The sequence below is a fragment of the Pantoea sp. Ap-967 genome, assembly GCF_011752565.1.
In the GTDB taxonomy this organism is placed as follows: Bacteria; Pseudomonadota; Gammaproteobacteria; order Pseudomonadales; family Pseudomonadaceae; genus Aquipseudomonas.
Genome location: NZ_VWXK01000001.1, coordinates 377,802 through 391,975 on the forward strand (window position 1 = coordinate 377,802; position 14,174 = coordinate 391,975).

At 62.0% G+C, this 14,174-nt stretch carries 14 protein-coding genes; all 14 read right to left on the minus strand.

What is annotated here, in order from left to right:
• Nucleotides 1–4: 4 nt before the first annotated feature.
• The 14 genes from F3J45_RS01865 to F3J45_RS01930 all read right to left on the minus strand — a co-directional run bounded on the left by F3J45_RS01865 (nucleotide 5) and on the right by F3J45_RS01930 (nucleotide 14,039).
• Nucleotides 5–874 (minus strand): metal ABC transporter permease, encoded by an 870-nt coding sequence (locus F3J45_RS01865; RefSeq protein ID WP_167056388.1) that lies wholly within the window; start codon nucleotides 872–874, stop codon nucleotides 5–7.
• On the minus strand, nucleotides 871–1,728 hold the full coding sequence (locus F3J45_RS01870; RefSeq protein ID WP_167056832.1) for a metal ABC transporter permease: 858 nt from the start codon (nucleotides 1,726–1,728) through the stop codon (nucleotides 871–873). The genes F3J45_RS01865 and F3J45_RS01870 overlap by 4 nt, the downstream gene beginning before the upstream one ends.
• A complete protein-coding gene (locus F3J45_RS01875) occupies nucleotides 1,724–2,602 on the minus strand; it encodes a manganese/iron ABC transporter ATP-binding protein (RefSeq protein ID WP_167056836.1) in 879 nt (292 codons plus the stop codon). The genes F3J45_RS01870 and F3J45_RS01875 overlap by 5 nt, the downstream gene beginning before the upstream one ends.
• Before the next feature lie 35 nt (nucleotides 2,603–2,637).
• Nucleotides 2,638–3,534 carry a metal ABC transporter substrate-binding protein gene (locus tag F3J45_RS01880; RefSeq protein ID WP_205300363.1) on the minus strand — a complete coding sequence of 299 codons (897 nt, stop codon included), beginning with the start codon at nucleotides 3,532–3,534 and terminating at the stop codon, nucleotides 2,638–2,640.
• Between the two features lie 494 nt (nucleotides 3,535–4,028).
• The gene (locus F3J45_RS01885) at nucleotides 4,029–4,307 is read right to left on the minus strand and encodes a DUF3077 domain-containing protein (protein WP_167056394.1); all 279 of its coding nucleotides are present in this window, start codon (nucleotides 4,305–4,307) and stop codon (nucleotides 4,029–4,031) included.
• A gap of 654 nt (nucleotides 4,308–4,961) precedes the next feature.
• Nucleotides 4,962–5,804: an SDR family NAD(P)-dependent oxidoreductase gene (locus tag F3J45_RS01890; protein WP_167056397.1), complete on the minus strand. Its 843-nt coding sequence runs from the start codon at nucleotides 5,802–5,804 to the stop codon at nucleotides 4,962–4,964.
• Nucleotides 5,805–5,855: 51 nt separating this feature from the next.
• A complete protein-coding gene (locus F3J45_RS01895; protein ID WP_167056400.1) occupies nucleotides 5,856–6,593 on the minus strand; it encodes an aldolase in 738 nt (245 codons plus the stop codon).
• A 20-nt stretch (nucleotides 6,594–6,613) separates the two neighbouring features.
• Complete coding sequence (locus F3J45_RS01900; protein ID WP_167056405.1) at nucleotides 6,614–7,540, minus strand: DMT family transporter; 927 nt, start codon at nucleotides 7,538–7,540, stop codon at nucleotides 6,614–6,616.
• Between the two features lie 66 nt (nucleotides 7,541–7,606).
• Nucleotides 7,607–8,713 (minus strand): hybrid-cluster NAD(P)-dependent oxidoreductase, encoded by a 1,107-nt coding sequence (locus tag F3J45_RS01905; protein WP_167056408.1) that lies wholly within the window; start codon nucleotides 8,711–8,713, stop codon nucleotides 7,607–7,609.
• A 45-nt stretch (nucleotides 8,714–8,758) separates the two neighbouring features.
• Nucleotides 8,759–10,018 carry an SRPBCC family protein gene (locus F3J45_RS01910; RefSeq protein WP_167056411.1) on the minus strand — a complete coding sequence of 420 codons (1,260 nt, stop codon included), beginning with the start codon at nucleotides 10,016–10,018 and terminating at the stop codon, nucleotides 8,759–8,761.
• A gap of 77 nt (nucleotides 10,019–10,095) precedes the next feature.
• Nucleotides 10,096–10,944, minus strand: coding sequence for a glycine betaine ABC transporter substrate-binding protein (locus F3J45_RS01915; RefSeq protein ID WP_167056414.1), 849 nt, complete (start codon nucleotides 10,942–10,944; stop codon nucleotides 10,096–10,098).
• Between the two features lie 136 nt (nucleotides 10,945–11,080).
• Nucleotides 11,081–12,460: an MFS transporter gene (locus F3J45_RS01920; protein ID WP_167056417.1), complete on the minus strand. Its 1,380-nt coding sequence runs from the start codon at nucleotides 12,458–12,460 to the stop codon at nucleotides 11,081–11,083.
• Between the two features lie 132 nt (nucleotides 12,461–12,592).
• The gene (locus F3J45_RS01925) at nucleotides 12,593–13,399 is read right to left on the minus strand and encodes a shikimate dehydrogenase (RefSeq protein WP_167056420.1); all 807 of its coding nucleotides are present in this window, start codon (nucleotides 13,397–13,399) and stop codon (nucleotides 12,593–12,595) included.
• Nucleotides 13,400–13,433: 34 nt separating this feature from the next.
• On the minus strand, nucleotides 13,434–14,039 hold the full coding sequence (locus tag F3J45_RS01930; protein WP_167056423.1) for an HD domain-containing protein: 606 nt from the start codon (nucleotides 14,037–14,039) through the stop codon (nucleotides 13,434–13,436).
• Nucleotides 14,040–14,174 lie beyond the last annotated feature (135 nt).

The following is a 14,174-nucleotide window of genomic DNA, read 5'->3' on the forward strand; positions in this document are numbered from 1 at the left end:
CGGGCTAGCCCCCGCGGCGGCTAGCCTCATCGCTGCCTGGCGGCGCATCGGTGCCGATGCGCCTGGCCGACTGGTAGCCCAGGGTCAGCATGAACAGCACGGCGAACGCCAGGACGATGGTCGGCGCCGGGGCACTGTCGAGGAAGAACGACAGGTACACCCCAAGGAATGCACAACCAATCGCCACCACCAGCGACACCCACAGCATATGCCGCAGCTCACGGGTCATCAGCACCGCGATGGCGCCGGGAGCGATCAGCAGCGCAACGGCCAGGATCACCCCGGAAGCCTTGAGTGCCCCCACCACCGCCAGCGAAATCAGGCACAACAGCCCGTAGTGCAGCCACCCGGTGCGCAGGCCCACCGCATGGGCCTGGATGCTGTCGAAGGTGTACAGCATCAGGTCTTTCCACTTGGTGGCCACGACCACGGCCGTGAGCACGGCAATGGCGGCGCACAACAGCATGTCCTGGGCGTTGGCACCGAGAATGTCGCCGAACAGGATATGGTCCAGGTGCACGCTCGACTCGATTTTCAGGTACAGCACCAGGCCCAGGCCAAACATGCCCGAATACACGATGCCCATTACCGTATCTTGCTTGATGCGGCTGTTCTGCTTGAGAAAGCCCGTGGCCACCGCGCAGAGGATACCGGCCAGGAACGCGCCCACGGCATAGGGGATCTGCACGATGTAGGCGATCACCACGCCGGGGAACACCGCGTGGGCAATGGCGTCGCCCAGCAGCGCCCAGCCCTTGAGCACCAGGAAGCACGACAGCAACGCCATGGGGATGGCGATCAGCACGGCAATGAGCAAGGCATTGACCATGAAGTCGAAGCGAAAAGGCTCCAGCAACAGCGTGAGTGCGTTCATGGCAGCACCTCCAGTGCCTGCCGCCCGCGGCGCCGGGCCGCGAGCATGCCGTGCTTGGGCGCGAACACGAACACCAGCAGGAAGATCAAGGTCTGCAGCACCACGATCACCCCACCGGTGGCGCCATCGAGGTAGTAGCTCAAGTAGGTGCCGGCCAGGCTGGTGAGCGCGCCGATGCTGACGGCGATCACCAGCAGGCGGGGAAAACGGTCGCTTAGCAGGTAGGCCGTGGCGCCGGGGGTGATGACCATGCAGATCACCAGAAACGCCCCGACCGTTTGCAGGGCCGCGACGGTGGAGGCCGACAACAGGGCGAAGAACAGCAGCTTCAGGCGTGTTGGGCGAATGCCCACGGCACGGGCCTGGTTCTCGTCGAAGAAGGTCAGCATCAGGTCGCGCCATTTGGCCAGCAGCACGGCCAGGGTTACCACGCCGATGATTGCCAGTTGCAGGGTGTCCATGGGCGTGATCGCGAGGATATTGCCCAGCACGATGGTCTGGATGTTCACCGAGGTGGGCGACAGCGACACCATGAACAGGCCAAGCCCGAAGAACGAGGTGAAGATCATGCCGATCACCACATCCTCCTTGAGCCGGGTGCGGCGCTGCAGGAACAGCAAGGCCGCCGAGGCCAGCCCGCCTGCGAAGAACGCGCCCAGGGAGAACGGCAGGCCCAGCATGTAGGCGCCTGCCACCCCCGGCACGATGGAATGGGACAAGGCATCGCCAATCAGCGACCAGCCCTTGAGCATCAGGTAGCAGGACAGAAACGCACACACCCCGCCCACCAGCGCCGACACCCACATGGCGTTGCGCATGTAGCCGTAGGCGAAGGGTTCGATCAGCAGTTCAATCACGGTGGGCCTCGTTGTCGCTGTCGTTTTCTCGCCGCGCCGGCAGGCCGTCGCGCAGGATCAGCGGGCGCTCGTCGTCACTGAATACGCTCACCGGTGGGTGCAGTTGCTCGCTGCCCTGCACCAGGGCGAAATGCCGCAGCACGCCGCCAAAGGCCTGCTCCAGGTTGGCCCGGGTGTACACCTCATCGGTGGGCCCATGGGCCAGGACGGTGCGCTTGATCAGCACCACGCGGTCGCAGAACTCGGGCACCGAGCCCAGGTTGTGGGTGGACACCAGCATGATCCGGCCTTCCTCGCGCAGTTCGCGCAGCAGCTGGATGATCTGGTCCTCGGTTTTCACATCAACGCCGGTGAACGGCTCGTCGAGCAGGATGATCTTGCTGTCCTGGGCCAGCGCCCGGGCCAGGAACACACGCTTGCGTTGCCCACCGGACAACTCGCCGATCTGCCGTTTGCGCAGTGCGCCCATGTCGACCCGCTGCAGGGCGGCGTCCACCGCCTCATGGTCGGCGCGCCGGGCGATGCGCAGCGGGCCCATGTGCCCGTAGCGGCCCATCATCACCACGTCCTCGACCAGTACCGGGAAGTCCCAGTCCACCTCCTCGGCTTGCGGCACATAGGCGGTCTGCTTCTTGCGCAGCGCCTGTTCGGCCGGCATGCCCAGCACGCGGATGGAGCCGGCCGCCAGGCGCACCAGGCCCATGATGGCCTTGAACAAGGTCGACTTGCCGGAGCCGTTGATGCCGACCAGCGCGGTGATCGTGCCCAGGGGCAGCTCGAAACTGGCATCCTGCAGCGCGGTGTGGCCATTGCGGTAGGTGACCGTCGCCCCCTGGACAACGATGCCAGGTTCGAGCGTTGCGGTTTTCATGGCGCGAACCTCGGGGGTGGGCGTGCCGGGATGGTTCATGGGTTATGCGCCTCGTTCAGGCCCTTGGCAATGGTCTCGGTGGTTACCCGCAGCAGGTCCAGGTAGGTGGGCACGGGGCCATCGCTGGCGCTCAGCGAGTCGACGTAGAGCACGCCGCCGTAGTGCGCACCGGTTTCCCGGGCCACCTGGCGGGCGGGTTTGTCGGACACCGTGCTTTCACTGAACACAGCCGGTATGCCGTTGGCCTTGACGGTATCGATGACCTGGCGCACTTGCTTGGGCGTGCCCTGCTGGTCGGCGTTGATCGGCCACAGGTAGAGTTCCTTGAGGTCGAAGTCCCGGGCCAGGTAGGAGAATGCACCCTCGCTGCTGACCAGCCAGCGCCGTTCGGGCGGGATCTGCTGGATCCGCTCGCGAATGGGGGCGATGGTGGCGTCGATACGTGCTTTGTAGGCCTGGGCATTTTGCGTGTAGACCGCTGCATTGGCCGGGTCGTACTTGATCAGCGCATCGCGGATGTTGTCGACGTACACCTGCGCGTTACGCGGCGACATCCAGGCGTGGGGGTTGGGTTTGCCCGTGTAGGGGCCGGCGGCGATGCCCATGGGCTCGATACCGTCGGACACCACCACGCTGGGCACCTGGTCCAGGCGCTGGAAGAATTTTTCGAACCACAGCTCCAGGCCCAGGCCGTTCCACAGAATCAACTGGGCGCCCTGGGCGCGGCGCAGGTCGCCGGGGGTTGGGGAGTAGTTGTGAATTTCCGCCCCAGGCTTGGTGATGGACTCCACCTGGGCAGCGTCACCGGCCACGTTCCTGGCCATGTCGGCGATGATGGTGAACGTGGTGACGACCTTGAACGGCTGCGCAGCGCCCGCTGGGGCGGCGCAGAGGAACACACTGAGCATCACGCCAACCAGGCGCAACAGCATTGAACGGGACTGGCTTGTATCGAACATCCGTCACTTCCGCTTGTGGTCAGAGGAAACGGCTAGGTTCACGGTAGGTGTGCCAATTTTTGTGGCAAGCGCCCGGTACAGGCTGGGGCTTTGCCAGTTGGCTTGTTGGGTGGAGTATGGAGAGCTGCGGCGTGGATGGCAAAGCTTATCCGCCGGGTGTGGTCAGTGATCGTCTTTGGATCTGCAGCGCTGATGCGATCGAGCGCCGCCCGCGCGGCGCATCGCAGGCAAGCCTGCTCCTACATCTGTTTCGGGCCAATCAATCCTGTGCCATTGGCGCGCGTACCCCTTGGCGCATGTCTCGATATCGAGGTGAACGAACAAGGCGGTCGCGCGCGATGGCACAGGCGTTACTGGCCCGAAACAGATGTAGGAGCAGGCTTGCCTGCGATGCGCCGCGCGGGCGGCGCTCGATCTCACAGGCGCTGCAAGGGTGATGGCGACCGCCTAAAGGCCGTGATGCATTCTCAGCCTTGGCCTTTCACGCCCTTCATCCCCATCTCTGCATCATCCAACAATGCCTTGGCCATCGCCCCAAGATAATGCGATGCCCAAAGCAACATAGGCTTTTCGTCCATCAGGCCGGTGATGGTCAGTTCGTTCACGTAGCCCATCAATTCCGAAGCTTGTTCGCGGGCATCTTGGCAGGGAATGCCGGGCTCAATGCGAAACAGCGGGTGGGTCTGGTGCTCACCTTGGTAGAAGGTGGTTTTGCCGACGGTGCGTGGGGTAGTGTCTGTGGTCATCGGGTTTTCTCCTTGAAATTGTCCAAGCCTTTTCGGGTGGCTTCAAGGATTTGAGATTGGAGGGGTGAATCGGGGGCAAACTTAAGCATGACGAACCTCTGTCGATTGGGCCAACACCCATTGCTGTCAAACAATTGGGTGGTAGCTGTGCATGGGTTGACAGACCGGTCGACAGAGGTAACCCGGCGCACCCGTAGGTGCCCCACGCACAGCCACCATAAAGGTAGCCATACCTTCTCTATCGAAACCGGCCTGTCAAAGCCGTGTCGTTGAACTGCAACGACAAGCCGAGACTAGAGCTGTGTCCAAGCGACCGCAACGCAAAAAAGGCGGAGAGAGTATCTTTGGGAAATGGCCTACACGGAAGGGAAAAATTCTGAATTTCCGCTCTAACCGTGGACCAGAAATGCCCTTGGTGACCTGCTACGATGGTGCGAACGAACACCGCCTTGCGGCGCTCGATTTCACAGAGGCTACATGGATATAGCCAACCCCGTCGCGCCTTGTTTGCCGTAGTGTGCATACTTATGGCCATCCCGCTGGGAGGCGTCTACCTGCTGTTCAGGCTGACCCGCAAAGGCTGATGGCGGCGCTGGCGCGCAGGGAACAGTGCCCGCAAGCCCGCTCCTACAGAACTATCTTTAAATCAAATAGTTACGATTTGCTCGATGAGGGTGCTTCGCGGAACCCTGTACTGCTGCTGACGTCCTCCCAACGTACCATCTCTTCCTCGACCGCCCGCATTTTGGCCCGCGCCCGCTCCACCGCATCGGCGCCCAGCAGAAGCTGGAGCGGAGGTTGTTCTGCAGCCACGGCTTTCAGGATCGCTTGGGCCGCACGTTCAGGGTCGCCTTGCTGGAGATGGTTCAAGCGGTACAGCGCATCCAGCGCCGCCCCCACGGTTGCCCCGTAAGCGGCATCTGCCGTGTCCGCTTGCCGGGGCTTGGCGTCGAGAAAGTCGGTGCGGAACTGGCCAGGGGCAACGGCAGTGACCTTGATGCCAAAGGGCTCGACCTCGCGCGCCAGGGTGGCGGTAAAGCCCTCAAGGGCAAACTTGGTGGCGGCGTAAAGCCCCGCCCCTACCCCCGGCGCACGCCCGGAGATCGAGGAAATATTGACGATGTGCCCGCCTTTTTGCCTACGCAAGTAAGGTAACGCCGTGCGAATGATCCGGATCGGGGCGAAGACATTTACCTGAAACAGCTTGCGCAAGTCGTCATCGGTCGAGCTTTCGATCGGCCCAAGCACCCCATAACCTGCGTTATTGACGAGCACATCGATCCGGCCCAAGGTTTCGAATGCCTGGTGAACCGCAGCGCTAACGCCTTCGTCATCGTTCATGTCGACCTTGAGCACGCGCAGGCGGCCTTCGGGGTCATGCACGGTTGGCGCTTCGCTGCGCACCGTGCCGATCACCTTGTCGCCATTGGCAAGGGCCGCTTTGGCGAGCGCCAAGCCAAAGCCACGCGAAACTCCCGTAATGAACCAGCACTTCATGACTTGCCTCCTTGGACGTAGGGAAAAAACGGGGTGAACTCAAAAGCGCTGCTACACATGACGGCGCAGTGACTCGAAAAACAGCTCACTTTGCAGGCGCCCTGCATCCAGCTGCGCCACAACCTTCCTGGCGATGTCCGCAGAGGATGGCGCCAGCGCCAACCCGGTAGAGCGGGCCAGCACTTCGGCGCAGCAGGCACGTTCCAGGTAGTAGAGGTCGTCATAGGCGTAATCGATTCGGTCATTGCACACCACCACCCCATGGTTGCCGAGAAAGACGACATCGGCGCCCTTCATCGCGTGGGCAATACGCTCGCCCTCGGAATGATCGAAGGCGAACCCGTTGTAGTCACGGTCTACCACCAGGCGCTCATGGAAACGCATCGCGTTTTGCGAAAGTGTCGTGTCCAGCGCGCCCGCCACCGTCAGTGAAAGTGCGGTGGCATAGGGCATATGGGTATGCAGCACGCAGTGCTTCTGGGTAATGCGGTGAATCGCGGCATGAATGAACATGGCCGTCGGTTCTATCTCATGGCGCCCTGCGAGGCAGCGGCCAGCGCTGTCCACCAGCACGATGTCATCGGCTTGGACCTCCGACCATGCCAGCCCGCGGGGGTTGAGCAAGAAAAGATCGGGCTCACCAGGGACGGCAACGCTGAAATGGTTGCAGACACCCTCGGAAAGCCCGTGCCGGTCCGCGGCCCGCAGGGCTAGCGCGAGGTCGGTACGCAGTGCCACGATGTCAGCACGCAAGTACAGGGCTTGCTGGAACTGGGGAACAGCATCCATGAAGTCGCTCCTTACCGTAGTCAGAATGATTTCAAGCGCCGTGCGGTAGCAGGCGCTACACCCAGGCGCAGTTCAAAGTGGCCAGCCAGCTGAACGACAGCCACGCCCGCGAGAATCAACAGCATTGCCACCCAGGCAGTGACGGCGGTGGGTTCGCCAGCCGCCACCCCGATCAACAGTGCAACCACCGGTGGAATGTAGGTCACAACCGAGGCCGCCACCGCGCCTTCGCTTTCAACCAGGCGGTAGAACGCGATGTAGGCAACCCCGGTACTGAGCACACCGAGCCCAAGCACGATACCCACCATCGCACCCGGCCTGGCCGCTAGGTTGGCGATCCCAGTCATCGGCGTGATGGCAAGCAAGGTCAGCAAGGTCAACCCCAGCTGATAGGTGGTCAACGCCACGGCCGGTATTTTCAGCGGCGAGATGAAACGCTTCGTGTAGACGAACGAGGCGCCAAAACACAGTGCCCCGAACAGCATGTAAGCCACGCCCTCGGGATTCACGGCTTGCGTGCTGGACCACGGCGCGGCGATCAGCACCATGCCGCAAAAGCCCATCAGGATGCCCACGCCCTTGAGCCACCCTAGCCGTTCCTCACGCAAGAACAGCCAGGCGCACAGAAAGGCGAACAGCGGAATCGCGCCATTGAGCAACCCGGCAATGCCTGACGGCAGCAGTGCCGTGCCTGCGGTAATGGCAAAAAAGTAGACACTGCCTGCCAGGATGGACATGGCGGCAAAGTGGTGCAGGTGACGCATGTGCCGCCACTGCAGCACGCCGGTGAACATGGCGTAACCGGCAATGGGCAGGAACCCGAACAGCACGCGAATGAAGGTGGTCTGCAGCGGCGTGATCAATTGCGTCGACCACTGCAGAAAGGTGTAGGTGCAGCCCCAGATGATACCCAGCCCCAGGCAGGTCAGTGCCGTCGTTCTTTTCATTGCCAACGCTACCCCTAAAAAGCAGGGGCGGGTCACGCCCCTGAAAGCCGACATAACACCCTTTGCTCAAAGGTCGACGACAATGTCCGACAGCGGTGTGCTGCAGCACATCAGCCGCAGGCCTTTGTCGATTTCCCTCTGCCGAATGCCGCCGCCATGCTGCATATCCACGCTGCCTTCGAGCAGCTGCGCCTTGCAGGTGCCGCACATGCCCTGGCTACACGATGACGCAATCGCCACGCCCGAGCGCTTGGCAGCGCTGAGCACGGTTTCCCCTTTGCGCGCGCTGAACACCGCACCCGACTTGCTGAAGCGCACGCTGTACCCGGCCAGCTCAGCACCGGCAGTGGGCGGCGCTGCCGCGTTGCCGGCAGCGGGCAGTTCCGCCACCCCGAGGTTGAAGCTTTCGCAGTGGTAGCGGGCCATGTCGAACCCCTGCCCCATCAGCATGTCGTGCACGGCCTGCATATAGGGGCCAGGGCCACAAACGAACACTTCACGGTACCGCCAGTCCGCGACATGGGCCTGCAACACCGCGAGGTCGAGCCGCCCCACCGGGCCATCCCACGCCGGCTCGTCGCCTACCCCTTCGACGATGTTGAGCACCTTGAGCTGCGAATGCCGACGCGCCAGCCGCTGGACTTCCTCACGAAAAATGATGTCGCCTGGCGTACGCGCGCTGTGAACGAACACCACATCACGGTCGAGGTCCAGGTCGGCCGCTGCCCGCACCATCGACATCAACGGCGTAACCCCGGAGCCTGCGGACAAGAACAGGTAGCGCTGCGCCGCAACGCCGCTTGCGGTAAAGGCACCGGAGGGGCCGTAAGCCGGCAGCGCATCGCCCAGGCGCAGGTTGTCGTGCAGCCAGTTGGACACCGGCCCATTGGCCACACGCTTGACCGTGATGCTCAAGGTGAAGGGCCGGGTGGGCGAGGACGACAGGGTGTAGCAGCGCGACTGGCGCGCTGCCCCCATGTCGACGTCGAGGGTGATGAACTGGCCAGGCTCGAAGCTGAACAACTCGCCACTTGCCGCGCTGAAGGTGAACGTGCGCACGTCATGGGTTTCCTGCACGATACCGATGCAGGTCAGCATGCGCCGTTGCGAACTGGGCCAGAACGTGCCCACCCTTGCCCAGGTGGCTGGGTCTGATACTGTGTCGAACATCATCGTTGCAACCCTCCGCAGGCTCGGGCCCGCCAGTGACATCGCCGATCAACGAACCCCATGCGCCGCAAGCCTGGCCGAGTACCAGCTGGCGAAGCGTTCCAGGAATACCTCGGTGTACCTGGAATAAGGCCCGGGCAAGTAACCAGGGTCTTGCGTGCCGCAGTGGTTGATCGCGACGAAGCGGGCATCGGCGGCATTGGTGGCTTTCCACACTTCGGTCAGTTGCTCAAGGTCGTAGTCCACGCCCTCCACCGCATCGGCGCGCACCAGCCATTTACTGCGCACCAGGGTGGTATCCGGTGTCAGCGGAATGCAGTAGGTGATCACCGCGTGGTCGCTCATCACATGGGTCCAGGAGTGATGCGTCCACAGGTGGCTACTGCCCAGGTCCCGACGCACTCCACCGCCGAGCAACTTCTGGCAGGCCACGTGGGTGGTCATGGTTTGCGACTCACCGGCACCGATGATGACCTGGCGCTGGGCCCGGAACATGGTGGGGTTGTCATCGGTCATTGCATCGACCACATGGTGGATGATGCCGTCGGCATCCCAACTGGCGCGCTGACGTTCGCTCAGGCGCTCGAAGGCATCGACTTCCTCGCGCTCTTGCGGCGTCATTTCTTCAGCGCAGTATCCAAGGTCCGCCGATGAGAGGCTGACCAGCAACTCGGGATGGCCTGCGGCGCAGTGGTAACACTCGCGGTTGTTCTCGATCACCAGCTTCCAGTTGCCGGCTTCGATGATGTCGCTCTCGTAGGCGATCCTGGTATTGCGCAGGTCATAAGGCGCCCACCTGGCGGCCATCTCCTCTTCCAGCCTGGCGATGTCCGTGGGCGGGTTGTCGGACAGGCAAACGAACAGCACGCCGGCAATGTCGCGCACATGCACCGGCATCAGGCTGCGGCAACTGCGGTCGAAGTCTGCGCCCATGTGCCCGGCATGCTTGAGGGCGCCGTCCAGGTCGTAGGTCCATTGATGGTAGGGGCAGACCAGCATGCCCACGGTGGACTTGCCCGGGCCTTTGAGCCGCGCCCCACGGTGGCGGCAAACATTGCGAAATGCCCTGATCACGCCATCGTCATCGTGTACCAGCAACACCGACGACTTGCCGATGTCCACGGCGTAGACATCACCGGGTTCGGGCACGTCGGCGGCGACGCCGACCATGATCCAGTGCTTGTGAAAGATCACCTCGATGTCATTGTCCAGCACATCCTGGCGGCCATACAGCTCGCTCGGCATGCTGAAACCCGGTTGACGCTCCTGCAACAGGTCCTTGTGCGATTTGGGAAACACGGTTGCCATGCTTGCGCTCCACTTGTCTTGTTGTTGTTCAAGTTCTGGAAACACCACAACACACGCTGATTGTTTTATTCACGGCCTTACTTGGCCATCACGGCCCACTTGTCGATCAACTTGGTATTCTGCCCCCACCATTCATCCACCGCCTGCTGCATGGTCATGCCCTGATTGACCGACATATTGATGGCGGTGATTTCATCGATGGGCACATACAGGCTCGCCATGGCTTCACGGGCGCGCGGGTTGGCAACCGAGAAACCTTTCTTGGCGATCCAGTAATAAGTTTGTGGCGGCGGGAATACGCCTTTGGGGTCTTCCAGGTAGCGAACCTTGAACTTCATGTCCATCCACGACGGCTGCCACAACAGGGTAACGATTGGCGCTTTACGCTCGATGGCCGACTGCAACTGGGCGGTCATCGCCGCGGTGCTGCCGTCCACCAGGGCATACTGCAGCCCGTACTGCTTGATGGCTTCGGTTGTATCGCGCATCACCCCAGAGCCCGGCTCGATGCCAATGATCTTGCCATCGACCTGGTCCTTGATCCCGTTAAGTTCCTCGATGGACTTGATCGGCATGTAATCAGGCACCACGATGCCCTGGCGCAGGCCATGGGATACCACCGATATCTTTTCCAGCCGTTGATGGTACTTCTGCCAATAGTCGGCCGCGACATAGTTGATGTGCGACACCATCAGGTCCACATCCCCGCGCCCCAGTGCAGCAAAGGCAATGCCCCAATCAGGGAAAGTGGTCACTTCAACCTGATAGCCTTGTTTCTCCAAAAACCGTTTGGCGATATCCGATAATGGCACCGTGTCTTCCCACGGTAGTGTGCCGATTTTAAGGGTGGTTTTCTCCGCGGCCTGAATAACACTTGCGAACACACACAGCAAGGCAATAGCCAGCACTCTCAACAGCTTATGCATACGTAACCCCTTCACTGAAATGGTGAGTCACAACACGTTGAGTTTCGGTAGTTGCTCCACTACGACGTTCCCGACCCGTTGCGAGCCGAGGCACTTCCGTGTGCAGGGCTGCCCCTTGGGGGGCAGCCCTGATGCGCTAGGTAGCTTTGTGCAGCGGGCTGGCCGATGGCTGCCGGGCCGGGCTGGCTTGAGGCGCCAGCGACGATGCTTTGCAAAGCTCGATACCACGGGTTTCGGGCGCCATCAGCCAGGACACCACAAGGCCGATGAAGGTGATGCCGGCGGCGAAGTACAGGGTATGGCCAATGCCAATGGACTGGATCGACACGGGCACCAGGTAAGTGCCCACCACCGCACCGATGCGCGACACCGAGGTGCCCAGCCCTACGGCCACGGCGCGGATCTCGGTGGGAAAGATCTCATTCGGGTAGATGAACTGCAGCACCTGGGCGCCACCGATGAAAAAGGCGTAGGCGGCGAACAGCGCCACGGTCAGCCACGAGGACTGCTCGGAGAAACTGCCCAGCAGCAGCAAGGCAAGGCCAGACCACAGCAGGCTGTTGATCAACAGGCTCCTGCGGCCCATGGCATTGACCAGCCAGGTGGCGACGAAACAACCCACCACGAACATCAGGGTGATGATCATCGAGCCGTAGGCCGCCCACTGTGCGTCCAGGTGCAGGGCGTCCAGTACCTTGGGCGCGAAGGCATAGACGGCAAACACGGGGATTACCGAGCACGTCCAGAAGGTGGTGACGAAAAACATCCGCCGGCCATAGCCTGCATGCAGCAAGCTGCGCACTGACAACTTCGCAGGCTTGGGATGTTCGGGAAGGTTCTGCAGCCCGAAGCCCTGGCCATAGATCTGCTTGATGATTCGCTCAGCCTGAACCGTGCGGCCTTTGCTGATCAGCCAGCGCGGCGACTCCGGCGTACCCTTGCGGATCAGCAGCAGCAAGCCGCTCACCAGGGCCGTGCTGGCCAGTGCATTGCGCCATCCCTCAGCCCCACCCGCCTCGATCAGGGCCTGGCCACACATGTACGCAGCCGCGGCCCCGGCAAAGAAATAGATACTCAGGCTGGCAAGGCGTGGCCCGCGGGCTTTCCTGGGCAGGAACTCGACCAGGAAGGCCGTGGCCACAGGGTACTCGAAGCCAATGCCGATACCAATGAGCAAGCGCAGCACAAACAAGCCAAGGCCGGAGTCGACCCACAGTTGCAACACCGAACACAGGGTAAACAGAATCGGCCCGACAAAGTACATGGCTCGCCGGCCAAAACGGTCAGTGAGACTGCCGCCAACGAAACCGCCCAGAAAGATACCGACCAGCGCCGAAACAGCAATCAGGCTTTCCCAGAAGCTGCTGATGTTCATGGCCGGAACGAGGAGCGGCATGGCGATGCCGATGATGCTCAGCACGTAGCCATCGACGAACGAGCCGCCGCTGGAGCGCAAGGCCAGCAACCGATGAAAGCGGTTGAAAGGCACGTCTTCCAGAGAAACAGGGTTGGACATGGTACACCTTTTATTATGGATATCAGTGATTGACCAGGCAGTCCGGGTACAGCATGACGACGTGTAGCAAGGGCCAACAGGTAGTCCTGAAGCCGGTGTGTTGCTGTTGTTGTTTTCAAGCCTGCGAGATCGTCAACCTCCCTGGTGCAGCGTTTGGAAGATCATCTCGATCTGGCCCTCCATCATTGAAACCCCCGGGTGCGTCTGGCAGCCCTGGCGCTTGGCCGCTTGCAACAGCGGCGTCAGCGCAGGCTCCATGATGATTTCTGCAACAACCTGGCCAGCCTCCAGGCGGGAGGCGTCACACGGTAGCTCATCACCTTCGCGCATGCCCAGCGAGGTGGCGTTGACGACCAAATCATGTTCGCTGGGGTTATCCGTGCCTACCGCAGTGCCAAGGGCGGGATAGGCCTCGGCCAGCCGCTCCAGCAACTGCCGTGCTTTGGCCGGAGTGCGGTTGTACACCGTCAGGCTGCGCACACCCGCCTGCGCCAGGGCGAAGGCGATCGCACAGGCCGCCCCCCCTGCCCCAGCCAGGTACACCGACAAGCCGGCAGGCTCGATACCGCCCAGCCTTAGCCCGGCGACGAAACCCAGGCCATCGAGGTTATGCCCGTGCAGGCGGCCATCGCTGCTGCGGGTAACGACATTGGCTGCCCCAACCTGGCGCACCGCATCGGAAACCGTATCGCAATATTCCACCACCGCCGACTTGTGCGGCACGGTCACCACGAAGCCGCCAAGGCTCTGCGATGCCCGCAACCCTTCGACCACCCGCCCAAGGTCGGCCGGTGCGACCTGCAACGGCACCAGCACACTGTTTTCGCCCCGCTCGCTGGCCAGCCGGTTCACCGCCTGCGGCGACTTCACTTGCGCGATGGGGTCGGCGAGGATGGCAAAGACACGCGTGGTGCCACTGATTGCTGCACGGTCATCCATGGTGTTCTCCTTGTGGGCTGCGAATCCGCGTGGTTCAGGCGACCGAGCGTTCGGTACTGATGCTCATGCGCTCGTCACCCACATACCGTGGGTCGAAGGCCGGGCGGGTGAAAATGCGCCGCACCATCGGCTCGAAGTGTTCGAGCGGGAAGGTCGGGTAGTCCGGGTCGAACGACGCCTGGTCCCAGGCTTCGCAGAAGTGCACGCAGCTCTGGTAATACGGGTGGTCCTTGTAGATGTCCCGCTCGTTGGGGTCGCCGCCGAAGAAGTGCACGTAGTAGAAGTTCTGGAACAGGCCGTGGTAGTTGATGACCCAGGTGACTTCCGCCCGCACGTAGGGGCGAATGATCGAGGCGGCATACTGCGAATGGTTGTAGGGCGCCAGTTCATCGCCCAGGTCATGAATCAGCGCGGCGACGATCATCTCTTCGTCGGCGCCGTCGTTTTCGGCGCGCGTGGCGGTTTGCAGCGAATGTTGCAGGCGGTCGATCTGGTAGCCGCTCAGCGAGTTCTCCAGGCCACGCAGGCAGGCCAGGATACGGTCCGGCAGCAGGGTGGCGAAGTCTGCCTCCAGCTGGTGGAGCATTTCATATTCTTCTTTGACGCCGTCTTTCATCTGGCGGAACGAAACGCTTTGCATCACACCCTCCATTGTTCTTATGGCTGCAGGCGCCCGCGCCCTTTTCAATCGCGGGCGCGCCCGGCAGGCTAATCAAGTGGTTCAATCAGTCAAACGTGTTACCCAGCATTGGCGTGGTGCTGGCAGCGCCCGGCG